Source organism: Algoriphagus sp. UBA3586, from assembly GCF_002376385.1.
GTDB classification, from domain to species: domain Bacteria; phylum Bacteroidota; class Bacteroidia; order Cytophagales; family Cyclobacteriaceae; genus Algoriphagus; species Algoriphagus ornithinivorans.
In genome coordinates, this window is record NZ_DFMT01000046.1 from 143,880 (window position 1) to 158,519 (window position 14,640).

At 39.1% G+C, this 14,640-nt stretch carries 12 protein-coding genes and 1 tRNA gene; 9 read left to right on the forward strand and 4 right to left on the reverse strand.

The window, feature by feature from the left end; translation table 11 throughout:
- Positions 1–10: 10 nt before the first annotated feature.
- The 3 genes from B2906_RS17040 (at position 11) to B2906_RS17050 (ending at position 2,518) form a co-directional block, all read left to right on the forward strand.
- Entirely contained in the window at positions 11–202 is a 192-nt protein-coding gene (locus tag B2906_RS17040; protein ID WP_024281570.1) for a cold-shock protein, read from the forward strand.
- Positions 203–426: 224 nt separating this feature from the next.
- Positions 427–855, forward strand: coding sequence for an Hsp20/alpha crystallin family protein (locus B2906_RS17045; protein ID WP_091655102.1), 429 nt, complete (start codon positions 427–429; stop codon positions 853–855).
- A 160-nt stretch (positions 856–1,015) separates the two neighbouring features.
- Entirely contained in the window at positions 1,016–2,518 is a 1,503-nt protein-coding gene (locus tag B2906_RS17050; protein WP_219958186.1) for a S1C family serine protease, read from the forward strand.
- A 71-nt stretch (positions 2,519–2,589) separates the two neighbouring features.
- Here the strand turns inward: B2906_RS17050 and clpX are convergent, their stop codons facing one another.
- From clpX to B2906_RS17070, 4 genes are all read right to left on the reverse strand, one after another.
- The gene (gene clpX, locus B2906_RS17055; protein ID WP_219958187.1) at positions 2,590–3,816 is read right to left on the reverse strand and encodes an ATP-dependent Clp protease ATP-binding subunit ClpX; all 1,227 of its coding nucleotides are present in this window, start codon (positions 3,814–3,816) and stop codon (positions 2,590–2,592) included.
- 4 nt (positions 3,817–3,820) lie between these two features.
- The gene (locus B2906_RS17060; protein ID WP_286941961.1) at positions 3,821–4,489 is read right to left on the reverse strand and encodes a ClpP family protease; all 669 of its coding nucleotides are present in this window, start codon (positions 4,487–4,489) and stop codon (positions 3,821–3,823) included.
- Between the two features lie 74 nt (positions 4,490–4,563).
- Positions 4,564–5,892: a trigger factor gene (gene tig, locus B2906_RS17065; protein WP_219958188.1), complete on the reverse strand. Its 1,329-nt coding sequence runs from the start codon at positions 5,890–5,892 to the stop codon at positions 4,564–4,566.
- Between the two features lie 93 nt (positions 5,893–5,985).
- Positions 5,986–6,067: transfer RNA gene (locus B2906_RS17070), tRNA-Leu, on the reverse strand.
- Between the two features lie 160 nt (positions 6,068–6,227).
- On the opposite strand from B2906_RS17070, the gene B2906_RS17075 reads away from it, so the two are divergent.
- From B2906_RS17075 to B2906_RS17100, 6 genes are all read left to right on the forward strand, one after another.
- Positions 6,228–8,447 carry a RelA/SpoT family protein gene (locus B2906_RS17075; RefSeq protein WP_219958189.1) on the forward strand — a complete coding sequence of 740 codons (2,220 nt, stop codon included), beginning with the start codon at positions 6,228–6,230 and terminating at the stop codon, positions 8,445–8,447.
- Between the two features lie 53 nt (positions 8,448–8,500).
- Positions 8,501–8,968, forward strand: coding sequence for a Fur family transcriptional regulator (locus B2906_RS17080; RefSeq protein WP_144604095.1), 468 nt, complete (start codon positions 8,501–8,503; stop codon positions 8,966–8,968).
- Between the two features lie 3 nt (positions 8,969–8,971).
- Positions 8,972–9,316, forward strand: a complete 345-nt coding sequence (locus B2906_RS17085) for an STAS domain-containing protein (protein WP_219958190.1) — start codon at positions 8,972–8,974, stop codon at positions 9,314–9,316.
- Positions 9,317–9,475: 159 nt separating this feature from the next.
- Positions 9,476–10,747: an adenylosuccinate synthase gene (locus B2906_RS17090; protein WP_219958191.1), complete on the forward strand. Its 1,272-nt coding sequence runs from the start codon at positions 9,476–9,478 to the stop codon at positions 10,745–10,747.
- An 87-nt stretch (positions 10,748–10,834) separates the two neighbouring features.
- The gene (locus B2906_RS17095) at positions 10,835–13,177 is read left to right on the forward strand and encodes a PKD domain-containing protein (protein WP_286941966.1); all 2,343 of its coding nucleotides are present in this window, start codon (positions 10,835–10,837) and stop codon (positions 13,175–13,177) included.
- Entirely contained in the window at positions 13,174–14,196 is a 1,023-nt protein-coding gene (locus B2906_RS17100; protein ID WP_286941969.1) for a PorP/SprF family type IX secretion system membrane protein, read from the forward strand. The genes B2906_RS17095 and B2906_RS17100 overlap by 4 nt, the downstream gene beginning before the upstream one ends.
- Positions 14,197–14,640 lie beyond the last annotated feature (444 nt).

A 14,640-nucleotide genomic window follows, 5' to 3' on the forward strand; every position in this document is an offset into this window, starting at 1 on the left:
ACAATTTATTATGTTTACCGGAACAGTAAAATTTTACAATGAAGCCAAGGGGTTCGGATTTATCGTGGATGATGAGTCCCAAAGCGATGTCTTCGTACACGCAACCGGATTGGTGGACAAAGTTGCCCAAAATGACAAAGTTACATACGACGTCAAGGATGGCAAAAAAGGACCAAACGCCATCAACGTCAAAAAAGCATAAATGCGTTTTTGAATAATGATGTAAAGGAGCCTCCGTTTTTCGGAGGCTTTTTTGTTTTATCTATTTCATGAAGCCATTTTTATTCTGCTAACATGCTCTTTACCATGTCAATACGTCTGGAAATTTTGCTTTTATATGGAGAAAATCTGTCAAAGAGGCAGAAAAAATCGAGTGGTACAAGTTTTTCTTATTAGTAGGTGAAAACAACTTAAACCAACAACATCATGAAACTTACAAAATATAATCCGACCAGTACTGAATTTCCAACCACATTCAGTAGCATGTTAGACAGGTTCTTCAATGATAATTTTATCCCAATGAATAAGCAGTTTAATCCTGCTGTGGATATTTCAGAAGATGATAAAAGCTTTGAAATTGAAGTCGCTGTGCCTGGAATGAAAAAATCTGATTTCAATATCGATCTTACCGAAGGAAGATTGACTATTTCAGGAGAGCGAAAAATTGAGGAGAAAAAAGAAGGGAAAAACTATCATAGCATTGAGACTCATTTTGGATCCTTTAGCAGATCCTTTTATTTGCCTGAAAATGTATTAAGTGAAAAAATCGAAGCTACATATGTGGATGGAGTCTTAAAAATTTCAATTCCAAAAACAGAAAAAAAGAATTTGAAGTCTGTCATAGAAGTCAAATAATTTGAAGAGCGGGAAAACCCCGCTCTTTATTTTTGAGTTTATTTAAAAGGATGTGAAATGCGGTTAATTCTTGTTAATTTGAGGTTTTAGCCACATTAAAAGGCTTTATTATTGAGCCTTTCGTCTTTATAAATTTGTAACAGATATAACACGATAAACTATGAGCAAAAAACAATTCTTTCTTGGGATGCTTCTGGCCTCTTTGATTGGGGGTATTGTAGCATTGGTTGGGGTGAGTTTTTTGATTCAACCTCAAGAAGCTACAAGCTTTGATGAAAAGCAGCAGACCAGTTTTGTTAATTTATTAAACGGTGAAAATTTCACCATTCCCGATGGGATCAATTTTGTGGCATCAGCTGGAATTGTGACCCCGGCTGTGGTCCACGTAAAAAGCACAATTTCTTACGGAGGTACAAGGTCCCAAAGAGATCCAATTCAAGAATTCTTTGGCATTCCTCCAAGGGGCAGACAGGGTGGTCCTGGAATGCAAGCTCCAGTGAGCTCAGGCTCAGGAGTGATTATTTCTGAAGACGGATACATTGTTACTAACAACCATGTGGTCGATGGAGCGAGCCAAATTGATATTTCTTTGGAAAATAATAAGCGTTATGTAGCCAAAGTGATTGGTACAGATCCCACTACGGATTTGGCCCTATTGAAAATTGAGGCTAATGGACTTCCCTTTGTGAAGTTTGGAGATTCTGATCAAACCAAAATTGGTGAATGGGTACTTGCGGTAGGGAATCCTTTTGACTTGAACTCTACAGTCACAGCGGGAATTATTTCCGCCAAAGCTAGAAATATTGGCATCTTGAGAGATGTGGAAAACAACCTGCAGATTGAATCCTTCATCCAGACAGATGCCGTAGTAAATCCAGGTAATTCAGGAGGGGCTTTGGTAAATTTAGCAGGAGAGCTGATTGGTATTAATACTGCCATTGCATCCAATACAGGAACTTTTGCAGGGTATTCATTTGCCGTTCCAAGTTCTTTGGTGAAAAAGGTTATGGATGACTTGATGCGATACGGGACAGTTCAAAGAGGTCTTTTAGGAGTTAGTATTCAAGATGTTAGTCCTGAATTATCCGACCGTTTGAATATAAAATTCCCTGTAGAGCAAGGAGTATATATTGGTGGTGTGAATGAAGGCAGCGGAGGAAAAGAGGCTGGTTTGAAGGCTGGGGATATCATCATTTCAATTGATGGAAGATCGGTAACTAATGTGGCTATGCTCCAAGAAATGGTTGCTAGAAAGCGTCCAGGAGACAAAGTGGAGGTGGAATATATCCGCGATGGCAAGACCTTTAAGACCAATGCGACTTTGAAAAACTTCGAAGGAGACACGAATATTGTCAAAAAGGTAATTCCTAAAACTTATGAGTTTGAAGGCTTGATCTTTGAAAACCTTTCCACTGAACAAAAGGAAAGATTAGGAATATCCGGTGGAGCTTTGATTAATACTGTGGGCGCTCCTAAATGGAGAAGCGCAGGGGCAAGACCTGGATTTATCGTAACATCAATAATTGCCGAAAATGGCCGATATAAAGTAACCGATGCCGAGTCTATTATTTCTACACTCTCCAAATTATCAGGAGAGGAAATTGTTGTACTGGGTATGTTTAATGACGGTACTGAATACTACTTTGAGGTTGAACTCGAATAGGGATAAGGAAAACTAATCATAAAAAAAGCTCGCTGGATAATTCCAGCGAGCTTTTTTGATTTATATGGTGCTTATGCAACTTGAAGTCTCTTGAACTTTGATTTGTCAAATTGAGACTTGGCATATTCTTCATCAATGACCAATTCTTTGATGTCCTCATTAGAAGGAAGTTCATACATAGCATCCGTGATGATTGCTTCACAAATAGAACGAAGTCCTCTTGCACCTAGATTATACTCCACAGCTTTATCTACAATGAAGTCAAGACCACTTTCTTCAAATACTAGATTTACCCCTTCCATTTCCAAAAGCTTGTGATATTGTTTCACCAATGCATTTTTTGGTTCTGTAAGGATTCTTTTCAGTGCTTCTTTGTGAAGTGGATCTAAGTGGGTTAGTACAGGAAGTCTTCCTATCAATTCTGGAATTAAGCCAAAGGCCTTGAGGTCTTGCGCAGTCACATATTGCAAAAGATTTTCTCTGTCCGCCAAGGATGCTTCGGAAGCCTTGCTAAAGCCCAATGGCTGAGTGTTGAGACGCTTGGCAATATGTCTGGCAATTCCATCAAATGCACCTCCGCAAATGAAGAGAATGTTCTCTGTATTCACGGCGATCATTTTTTGATCTGGATGCTTTCTTCCTCCTTGAGGTGGTACATTGACCACCGTACCTTCCAAAAGCTTGAGCATTGCCTGCTGCACTCCCTCTCCACTGACATCTCTTGTAATAGATGGATTGTCTGATTTTCTAGCGATTTTGTCAATCTCATCGATGTAGACAATTCCTCTTTCTGCAGCTTCCACATTATAATCTGCCGCTTGGAGCAGTCGAGTCAGGATGCTTTCTACATCCTCACCTACATATCCTGCTTCAGTCAATACAGTAGCATCAGCAATACAAAAAGGAACCTCTAATATTCGAGCGAGTGTTTTAGCCAGATAGGTTTTTCCTGTTCCTGTATCACCAACCATGATGATATTGGATTTTTCAATCTTGATATCATCCTTTTCTACTTTTTGCTGAAGGCGTTTATAGTGGTTGTAAACAGCTACAGTCAAAACTTTTTTAGCATCCTCCTGACCAATCACATATTGGTCCAAATAGGAGGTAAGCTCCTTTGGCTTTTTAAGATTAAACTTTGGTTTGGAAGCCGCACTTTTCTTGGTTTTTTCTTCCTCACCAAGAATCATGTGCGCTTGCTCGATGCAGAAATTACAGATATGGGCAGAAATACCCGATACCATTAAGTCTACATCTTTTTTATTTCTTCCGCAAAAGGAGCAGGTTACCTGAGCCATTTAATTATTTTTTTACAAGTACTTCATCGATCAAACCGTAGTCTTTTGCTTCAGGAGCTTTCAACCAATAGTCACGATCTGAATCTCTTTCAATTTCTTCGTAGGTTTTTCCTGTATGATTTGCCAGGATTTGGTACAGCTCCTGTCTCATGGAAAGAATTAATTTAAGAGATATTTCCATGTCTTTAGACTGTCCCTGCATTCCTCCAGAAGGCTGGTGAATCATCACTCGGGAATGCTTAAGTGCAGATCTTTTGTCCTTCGCACCACCGGCCAGCAAAACTGCACCCATGGAAGCAGCGATTCCGGTACAGATAGTAGCTACATCTGGACCAATGTACTGCATCGTGTCGTAAATGCCTAATCCAGCTGTAACTGAGCCTCCTGGGCTATTGATGTAAAGGAGTACATCTTTTTTGGAATCCACTGATTCCAAAAACAGCAACTGCGCAACAATAATATTGGCAATGTGATCATCTACTCCTGTTCCCAAGAAAATGATTCTGTCCATAATCAGTCTTGAAAAGACGTCAATTTCTCTGAAGTTTTGAGGTCTCTCTTCGATCACAGAGCGAGTCATATTCTCGATGTGTTGTGTATACTGGTCAAATGCGGTGCCGCTTACACCTTGATTGTGAATCGCATACTTTCTGAATTCTTCTTTATTGATCATATCTATGTATGTTGTGGTAAACAAAAATAAAAAAAGCCCTTAAATAAGGACTTTTTTATAGAGCTAAAAGCATTTTACTTTTCTAAAAGTTCCTTGAACTGATCAATGCTTATTTCCTTTTCTTTCATGTCTATTTTTTCCTGTACAAATGACAAGACTTTGTCATTCTGCACTGAGGTCAACATATTCATATAGTTTTGACCTTCTTCTCCTTTCAGATAGTTGTCTACAAACATATCCATGCTGTCTTCCATTTGAGATCCAAGACCACTTGCTGCGAATTGCTCCCTGATCATCTCTTTGGTTTTAGCGATAACATCTTCGTGCTCCGCCTTAATTTCATTAGCTCTAGCCAACTCATTAGAAACCAAAGACCAAATCAACTGTCTTGCATAGATTGGAAATTCTTTATCAACGTCTTCCTGAGTGACTTTCCCTTCGTTTGCTTTAAGCAACCACTCTTTCAAGAAGTCTTCCGGCAAATCAAGGCTGGCCTTTTCTACCAACACTTTCTTTAATTCTTCCTCAGTGAAAACTTTGGATTCTTTATCGTAATTAGACTGAAGAGTGTCTTTTACTTTAGCCACGAATTCTTCTTCCGACTTAACTTGCTCTGGGCCGAAGATTTTATCAAAAAACTCCTGATCCATTTTCGCCTCTTCAGTTCTGTTGATATTCTTTACAGTGAATGTAAAAGCTCCATTGGCAAATTGCATTTCATCTTCAGAAAAGTCAAAAGCCTCATCCCACTCACCTTTTTTCACGTCTTTAGCGTCAAACTCAACTACCGCATCTTTACCAAGACCGATGAATTTTTTAGCTAATTTTTTACTCAACTTAGAAAGTGGTAAAGAAATAGTTTTTGTGAAATCTCCTTCAGCAGCTTTCAAGTCTCCATATACATTGTCACCCTCCTCAGAAGTTTCCGGATTGGTGCTGTTTCCATACTGAGATTTTAGGTTCTCTATGGTTTCATTGACCAATTTGTCATCTACCTTGATTGCGTATTTGGTAGCTTTGATTTTCTTGTCAAGCGGCAATTCAAAATTCTCGATAAAACCGATTTTGTATTCAAAATCAAAATCTTTCTGGTTTTTCCAGTCAATTTTCTCCTCAACGTTTTCTACTGGAAGTGGATCACCCAAAACTCTGAAAGTTTGCTCTTTCAGATACTTATTCAAGGAGTCACCCAAAATCCCATTGATTTCTTCCACCAAAACGGAAGTTCCATACATGTTTTTAACCATGGAAATTGGAGCTTTCCCAGGTCTGAAGCCACGAATATTAGCTTTTCTAGCATAATCTTTCAATTTGGCATCTACCTTCGGTTGATAATCTGCTTCTGTTAGCTTAATTTTAATAGAAGCTTGATTTGCTGAGTGCTTGTCTAATGTGATTTCCAAAGCGCTTGTATGTTTATGATGAAGATTAACTAAAAACCCCCAATCTCTTTCCTGTTTGTTGAAACAGTCGAGTGATTGAGGGTTCGGTATGTGTGCGGATGGAGGGACTCGAACCCCCATGCCTCGCGGCGCTAGATCCTAAGTCTAGTGCGTCTACCAATTTCGCCACATCCGCAGTTGAACCAATTCAAATCCGGATATTACATCCCGTTTTCAATTGTGGATGCAAATGTAGGTACTAAAAGATAATTTGCAAATGCTCACCCAAAAAAAAATCTAAAATCATTTCCAAAAATTAAGAGACAGCTTCCATTTTTGTAGTAAATTCCCTCAGTATGATTCAAGTAGATCTCGAAGAAGAGAGAAAAGAAATTTTAAAGCGATATAGAAGAATTCTTCGTCAAGCCAAACCCATCCTGAAGGAAGGGGATGCAAAGCTCATTAAAAGAGCTTTTAATGTATCTCTGGAGGCTCATAAGGATATGAGGAGGAAGTCGGGGGAACCCTATATCTATCATCCATTAGAAGTAGCATTGATCTGTGTGGAAGAAATCGGATTGGGCACCACTTCAATTGTATCTGCCTTATTACATGATGTGGTAGAAGATACTGATTGGGAGTTAGAAGATATAGACCGGGAGTTTGGACATAAAGTCATGACCATCATAGATGGTTTGACTAAAATATCTGGAGTATTTGAGTATGGAAGCTCTCAGCAAGCTGAGAATTTCCGGAAAATGCTTCTGACTCTTTCGGATGATGTGCGGGTAATTTTGATCAAAATTGCAGATCGTCTGAACAATATGCGGACCTTGGCTAGCATGCCTAGGCATAAGCAATTGAAAATCGCATCAGAAACAATGTATCTGTACGCCCCACTTGCACACCGATTGGGACTTTATGCGATTAAGTCTGAATTAGAGGATCTTTACCTGAAATACACCGATACTGATACCTATAAGGATATTGTTAATAAGATTAATGAATCAAAATCCTACAGAAATAGATTCATCAGGTCTTTCATTCAGCCAATCGAGGAAGAGTTGAATCGCCAAGGCTTTTCTTTCAGCATTAAGGGCAGGCCCAAATCTGTTTTTTCAATTTATAACAAGATGAAAAAGCAGGGGATTCCGTTTGAAGAGGTTTATGACTTGTTTGCGGTACGTATCATTTTGGATAGTGAATTGGAAAGTGAAAAGGCTGATTGCTGGCAGGTATATTCCATTGTCACTGATTTTTATAGACCAAATCCTGATCGACTTCGAGATTGGATCAGTACTCCCAGATCCAATGGTTACGAGTCCCTTCACACTACTGTAATGAGTAATACAGGGCAGTGGGTGGAAGTACAGATTAGGACTTCCAGAATGGATGAAATTGCGGAAAGAGGATATGCTGCACACTGGAAATACAAGGAGAAAGACAGTAGCGGTAAGGGTAGTTCCGGATTGGATGATTGGATTACGCAGGTTAGGAGCATGCTGGAATCCAATGATGGAAATGCTATCGAATTCATGGATGATTTCCGCGGAAATTTATTTCATGAAGAGGTTTTCGTCTTTACGCCTAAAGGAGATTTGAAAGTGTTGCCTTTCGGTTCAACAGCTTTGGATTTTGCTTTTGAAATCCATACTGAAGTAGGAGCCAGATGTATTGGTGCCAAAGTGAATCAGAAGCTGGTTCCTATCAATCATAAGCTGAAAAATGGAGATCAGGTAGAAATTCTCACCTCCAATAAGCAAAAGCCGACAGAAGATTGGTTGAATAACGTAATGACCTCTCGTGCTAAGGCCAAAATCAAAGATGCGCTGAGAGAGGAGAAGAAATCTGCCATTTTGGATGGAAAAGAGATCATCCAAAGAAAGCTTAAGCAGATGAAGATGGATTTCAATTCAGAGACTGTAGAGAAGCTACGGGCTTTCTTTGAATTGAAAACTGCGAATGAATTTTATTATAGAGTGGGGAAAGGAATAATTGACCCTACCACGATCAAGTCCTTCAAAGATTTTAAAGAAAACCAGAAACTGAAGCATAAGGCTATTCAGGAAAAGGTGAAAGATGAAAGTACCTTCACCAAAGAAATCAAAAGCTTGAAAGGACCTGATCATGATCAGTTGCTGATCGGGGAGGATATGGATGTAGTGGATTATATCCTTGCAAAATGCTGTAATCCTATCCCGGGAGATGATGTTTTTGGATTTGTGACTGTCAATGAAGGAATTAAAATCCATAGAACTTCCTGCCCCAATGCCTTGGAACTCCTTTCCAATCATGGAAATCGAGTGATCAAAGCCCGTTGGACCAGTCAAAAGGAAATTGCGTTTTTAGCAGGTTTACACATTGTCGGCACAGACCGTGTGGGCTTGATCAATGATGTTACTAAGGTGATATCCAATGAATTGAAAGTAAATATGCGGTCAATTACAGTGGATTCAGATGCCGGGATTTTCGAAGGAACAATCAAGCTCTATGTCCACAGCACAGAGCATTTGGATAAATTGATGAAAAATTTGAGTCAGGTAGAGGGAATCATCAAGGTTTCACGCTTTGATTGAACAAATGAATCTTTTCTCCCTATCAAAAGTTATATTTGGAAAAAAAGAAGCCAATGTCTTTGAATACAACTCATTTCGAAGAAGTAAAGAAAATATTTACAGCCTATCTCGAAAATCAAAAGCTCAGGAAGACTCCTGAGCGATATGCGATTTTAGAAGAAATTTATAGCCGAAGCGGGCATTTTGATGTGGAGTCTCTTTACATCAGTATGAAAAATAAGAATTACCGCGTCAGCCGAGCTACTGTTTATAATACCCTGGATCTTTTGGTGGAATGTGACCTAGTGACCAAACACCAATTCGGAAAGAATCTTGCACAGTTTGAAAAATCCTATGGATACAAGCAGCATGATCATTTGATCTGTGTAGACTGTAATCAGGTGATGGAATTTTGTGATCCCCGTATCCAAAATATTCAAAATACCGTAGGGGATATTTTGGATTTCAAAGTAATGCATCACTCACTGATTTTGTATGGGAATTGTACCAAGGAAAAATGTGAAAATAGACCCACTAATTAGAAAATGAAATTAACCTATAGAAGCGCACAGGACGAAAAAGCGCATTATTTATACATCCAAGGGGATTTGATTGGGGATGAAGTTGGGCCTAAGCTAGTGGAAGTGGTTTCCGATGCGATTGAAGAGGGTGCTAAAATTTTTGTCATTGATCTGAGCGAAGTGAGATATATCAGTTCCTCGGGGATTGGCCTTCTTATTACCATGTTGACCAAAATGCGAAATGTGGGAGGAGAAGTTTATCTGACCTCCCCTTCAGATCATGTTAAAAAGTTGCTGATCATTACGAAATTGAACAACATATTCACTGTTTTTGATTCCGTAGAGGAGTTTCAAAAGAAAAATCAATAGAAATTGAATGCGATATAAAGTCAACCTGTTCACGGGCGGGTTGACTTTTTCTTTTTGGTTCAGGTAATTATTTATCCTAATTCACTTGGTTTTCTTTACTCGAATCGCAAATTTCGCCCTTCAAAAAGACTTTGATTAACCGTTTAGACCGCACATCAAATGAAGATGGATGTACTTCTGGGTCTCCAGTGGGGAGATGAAGGAAAAGGAAAAATTGTAGATGTTTTAGCTCCTGAATATGAAATCGTAGCCCGCTTTCAGGGAGGCCCCAATGCAGGACATACATTGGAGTTTGATGGCATCAAGCATGTTTTACACCAAATTCCTTCAGGAATTTTTAGATCTCAGATTCTTAACATTATTGGAAATGGAGTGGTACTGGATCCAGTGGTTTTGAAAAAAGAGATAGATGGATTGGGTAAGTTTTCCATCGATTACATGAAAAACTTGGTGATCTCAAAGAAAGCCACCATCATCGTTCCAACCCATAAATTATTGGATGCTGCTTACGAGCAATCCAAAGGAGATAAGAAAATTGGATCTACACTCAAAGGAATTGGTCCAACTTACCAAGATAAAATTGGTAGAACTGCTCTTCGAGTGGGAGATATCCTAAGCCCTGAGTTTAAAGAGAAATATAATACGCTTTTAGAAAAGCATAAGACCACCTTGTCTTTTTATGACTTCCCTTTGGATCAATTGGCTGAAATGGAAAAGCAATTCTTTGACGCGGTTGAATTTTTCAAGACACTCAATCTAATCGATAGTGAGTACGTGGTCAATGAAGCTTTATCAGCCAATAAAAGAATCTTAGCCGAGGGTGCTCAAGGTTCATTACTGGATGTAGACTTTGGCTCTTATCCATTTGTGACTAGCTCTAGTACCATGACCGCAGGAGCGTGTACAGGTTTGGGAGTTGCTCCATCCAAAATCGGAGATGTGTTTGGAATTTTCAAAGCCTATTGTACCCGTGTAGGGAGTGGCCCTTTCCCAACTGAATTATTTGATCAGACTGGGGAAGACATGAGAAAAGAAGGTAATGAGTTCGGCAGTACTACTGGAAGACCTAGAAGATGTGGATGGTTAGATTTACCAGCATTGAGATATAGTATCATGATCAATGGAGTTACCCAATTGTTTATGATGAAAGCAGACGTGTTAAATATTTTCGAAGAGATCAAAGTTTGTACCCAGTATGAACTTCCAAATGGGGAAAAGATTGATCGTTTGAGCTTTGAAATCACAGATACCGAAGTTAAGCCAGTTTATAAGACAATGAAGGGCTGGAATTGCTCTTTGGAAAACGTTAGATCTTATGAAGATTTCCCTCAAGAATTGAAAGACTATGTGTCTTATCTGGAAAAAGAGCTCAACGTCCCAATCAAATTGGTTTCGGTGGGGCCGGATAGAGTCCAAACCATTATGAGATAAAAATTTTAGCCTCGGATTTTAACCATTCGAGGCTTTTTTCTTTTTGTGCTGAGATCATTTCGTATTTTTAGCAAAATGTGTAGGAGAATGAATTTTAAATTTTTTGTTGCCGGTCTTTTAATCTTTTTGAATTTCTTGGTAGGAGTTAAAGCTCAGACAGGGTTTCCGTATTGTGAAAGTTTTCAAACGCCAGGCACTCAATCTAAGACCATATTTGGGGGAAATGCTTCCTTGACTGGCGGGGTCCTGAGACTCACCAGTAATTTGAATGATCAAGTAGGTTATGTTTACATTGATGTGCCATTTCCATCCATTTATGGGATTAAGTCAGAATTTGAGTATTTCAGCTATGGAGGAACAGGCCAGTTCCTGGCTGATGGTTTGACCATTTTTTTATTTGATGGAGATACACAGAATTTTTCACCTGGTGGATTTGGAGGCTCCTTAGGCTATGCTCCTAGAAATAATGAGTCTGGATTGAGTAATGCCTACATAGGAATTGGCTTTGATGAGTTTGGGAATTTCGGCAACAGTGGCGAGGGAAGGATTGGCAGGTTTTCTAATATTCAGCCTGAAGAAAGAGTACCAGATGCTATTGTAGTAAGAGGACCAGGAAATGGATTTCAGGGTTATCAGTTTATAGTAGGAAGAAAAACCAATACAACAGGAACTAATAACGATGGGCTCAATCCAGGAGCACAATTCCCAATTAGCTCTGGTGGTTCAGGGACTACTAGAGTGACAGATCCTAATCAGCCTGGCTATAGAAAGGTGTTTTTAGAATTAGAACCCAATCCTAATGGAGTAGGTTTTTTTCTCACCTTGAGAATGATGGTCACTACTCAGCCCAATCAACCGAGAATGGTGACCATATTCGATAGGCCTTATGATTTTCCTGCACCGAAAAATCTTAAAATCGGATTTGCAGCTTCTACCGGAGGGTTTACTAATTTTCATGAAATCAGAAACCTTCAAGTTGAAGTGTCAAATGACGACGCTTTGGAAAATCCCATCGGAATAGATTTCGAAGATGTTGCTACTTGTGAGGGACAGGAAAATCAGTTTTTTATTTTGGATCAGGATGTGGTTTTACCCAATGCTGACTCAGAGATTCGCTGTTTGCAATTTTACAGTACAAGGGAGGAAATTCAGGCACAGGCAGATGATATCTGTACTCAGGCAAGATGTTTGGAACAAAATAGGTATTTGGTTCTGTCGGAAGGAATTCTGGAGGCAGGAGAAAAAGGTGCCTACACATTTTTCCCAAATGAAGGCTTTGCCGGTCAAGAGGTCACCGTTTTTTACACTATTGGGGATAATTATGGGAAAGCTTCTGAAGGGAATAAAATTACCCTAAGGATACAAGAGTCTCCAGAGCCAGTAAGTTTGGAGGTCATCGGTAAAGAAGTTGTGGAAGGAAGTATCAATAGCTGCCCTGGAGAATCATTGACTTTTATAGCGAGTGGGAATGAAGATTATACTCGGTACGAATGGTATCTTGATGGGGAATTGATAGTTAATGAAACCTCTGACCAGCTTATTATAAGTAATGAGGGCATGGTAGAGGTTTGGGCTTACAATAGAAATAATTGTCCTGCTAAATCGGATCCGATTGAGGTGGTATATCCAGAGTATCCGGAATTAATTTTTGATGAATTAGTTGTGGGATGTGTACCCGGTGAGCCAGTAAATATTTTTGAAGGTATATCCTCATATGATCCAGAGTCATTTGATTATTTATTGACTGGGAATGGTTTGGAATTGGAAAACGAAGAGATTTTAACTTTAAATCAAAGTGGCACTTACGAAGTCTTTGTGAAGCCTAAAGAATTTGATTGTTATTCCGGTTCCAATCAAGTGGAGGTATTCATTCAGGAGGAAGAACTATTAATTGGTTACGACTTTGTTGTTCAGGGTACAGATATTCGAGGGGATGCAGAAGGTGGTATTTTTCCTGATGATCCCATCCAGTTCACAGATATGTCAGATACAAGAACTATCCGCTGGTCTTGGGATTTCGGCGATGGGGAAACCTCTCAAAATAGAGACCCTGTGCATGTTTTCGGAAAGAAAGGTGAGTTTGAGGTTACTTTAACCTTGACTGATAGGTTTGGCTGTCAAAAAAGCTTGACTAAGGTTATTTCTATTACCAAAAGTTACCGGGTGATGTTTCCGACCGGATTCACTCCGGGTTTAGAGGAAAATAAAACTTACACTCCCAAATACAAGGGGCTGGTCAGTGCAGAACTTTTGATTTTTAATTTGTGGGGAGATTTGATTTTCCAGAGCAATGAATTGAATGGTGCAGGATGGGACGGAACCATCGAGGGGAAATTAGTGGATGCTGGTACATATATCTATCGTTTCAATGGAGCTTCTACCGATGGAGAGCAAGTAAAAGAAAGTGGAAAATTTAAGCTAATCAGATGAGTAAATTTTCGATTTTCGCGGTTTTGTTTTTTCTGATTTGTTTCTTTTCGAAAGGACAGGATGTTCAATACTCGCAATTTTATGCCAACCCATTTTATTTAAATCCAGCTTTTGCCGGCAGTACTGACGAAAGCAGAGTAGGTTTTAATTTTAGAAATCAATGGCCAGCATTAGATCAGAGTTTTTTGGCATCTACAGCCTATGGAGATCATTACTTTGAAAATTTGAATAGTGGAGTAGGGGTTATTATTACAGGGGCGAAAGAGTCCTTTACTCAAAGTCAATGGTATGAAGTGGGTTTGCTTTATAGTTACCGCTTGAAATTATCAGAGAGTACATTCTTTCAGATTGGCTTTCAAGGTAGTTTCACTGGAAGAGATGTATATTTTGATAGAGTCATTTTAGGTACGCAGCTCGATATCAACAGAGGAGTGATTATTGGACAGCCGGGAGATGGATTTGAGGGGGAAAGTAAGCTTCGTTCATTTGATGCCCATACTGGCTTTTTATTTTATGGGAAAAAGTTTTGGATGGGAGGTTCAGCCTTTCATTTATTGGAACCCTCGATTAGTTTTCTTTCAGAAAGTGAAAACACTTTACCTATAAGGTTTGGGGTTCATGGAGGATATAGGTTTGAATTGGCTCCAGGCTATATCAATGAGTATCTGAATAATTATGACCAGGAACGATCTATGGCCATTGCTTTTAATTATAGACAGCAGGGATTGTATAATCAACTGGATATTGGTGCTGAATTTTTCTTTGAGCCCTTAATCCTTGGTTTGTGGTACCGAGGTCTTCCAACTAAGTACCAGTTGCCAAATAGTGAGTCTTTAATTGCCTTGATAGGGATAGCCTTAGATTCAGGGATTGAGTTGGGTTACTCTTTTGACTTTTCAGTTTCAAAACTAGGACAATCTGTTTCTGGGGGAGCTCATGAACTTTCATTTAGGTATGTTTTTACTTCTAATAAAAAGAGGAAAAATAGCTATCCGGCCCTGCCAAGTTTCAGATTTTAAGTCTTTTTAGCTGAGATTCAGAATATTATACTGATAATTATTACAATTATCTTTTTAATCATTTAATTCTTCGTGGAAATTGACTTTTCAATTCAAAAAATTTTGAAAATTTTTCTGATTCAGAATCAAGAGATTAGATCTGATCTAGCAGTTTTTCTATAGAATCTATTGTATCCTGAAATAATCCCCCGATATTTGCACTCCCAATCGACGCAAACGGCGCGGGGAAAAATTGAAAGGCGGAGTGAAAGGAAGTTGCCAGACACCGAGAGGTGTTTGGATCCGTGAAATCGGGAAGGAGAAAGAAAAAATATTTTTTTCAGATTCTTTTTGCAAACGGAAAAACTTCTACTACCTTTGCACTCCTGTTCGGAAGGAACGGAGAAAACAAAAATAAAAAAACGGGGAAAACGAGGCTGTGAGGCGGTTTTTCTGACAGTGTTG

Excerpts from the sequence above, each read along its gene's own strand:
- B2906_RS17045 (WP_091655102.1), top strand. The coding sequence starts at position 427 with ATGAAACTTACAAAATATAATCCGACCAGTACTGAATTTCCAACCACA.
- B2906_RS17075 (WP_219958189.1), top strand. The coding sequence starts at position 6,228 with ATGATTCAAGTAGATCTCGAAGAAGAGAGAAAAGAAATTTTAAAGCGA.
- B2906_RS17050 (WP_219958186.1), top strand. The coding sequence starts at position 1,016 with ATGAGCAAAAAACAATTCTTTCTTGGGATGCTTCTGGCCTCTTTGATT.
- B2906_RS17090 (WP_219958191.1), top strand. The coding sequence starts at position 9,476 with ATGAAGATGGATGTACTTCTGGGTCTCCAGTGGGGAGATGAAGGAAAA.
- B2906_RS17085 (WP_219958190.1), top strand. The coding sequence starts at position 8,972 with ATGAAATTAACCTATAGAAGCGCACAGGACGAAAAAGCGCATTATTTA.
- B2906_RS17095 (WP_286941966.1), top strand. The coding sequence starts at position 10,835 with ATGAATTTTAAATTTTTTGTTGCCGGTCTTTTAATCTTTTTGAATTTC.
- B2906_RS17080 (WP_144604095.1), top strand. The coding sequence starts at position 8,501 with ATGTCTTTGAATACAACTCATTTCGAAGAAGTAAAGAAAATATTTACA.
- B2906_RS17100 (WP_286941969.1), top strand. The coding sequence starts at position 13,174 with ATGAGTAAATTTTCGATTTTCGCGGTTTTGTTTTTTCTGATTTGTTTC.
- B2906_RS17040 (WP_024281570.1), top strand. The coding sequence starts at position 11 with ATGTTTACCGGAACAGTAAAATTTTACAATGAAGCCAAGGGGTTCGGA.
- B2906_RS17060 (WP_286941961.1), bottom strand. The coding sequence starts at position 4,489 with ATGATCAATAAAGAAGAATTCAGAAAGTATGCGATTCACAATCAAGGT.
- clpX (WP_219958187.1), bottom strand. The coding sequence starts at position 3,816 with ATGGCTCAGGTAACCTGCTCCTTTTGCGGAAGAAATAAAAAAGATGTA.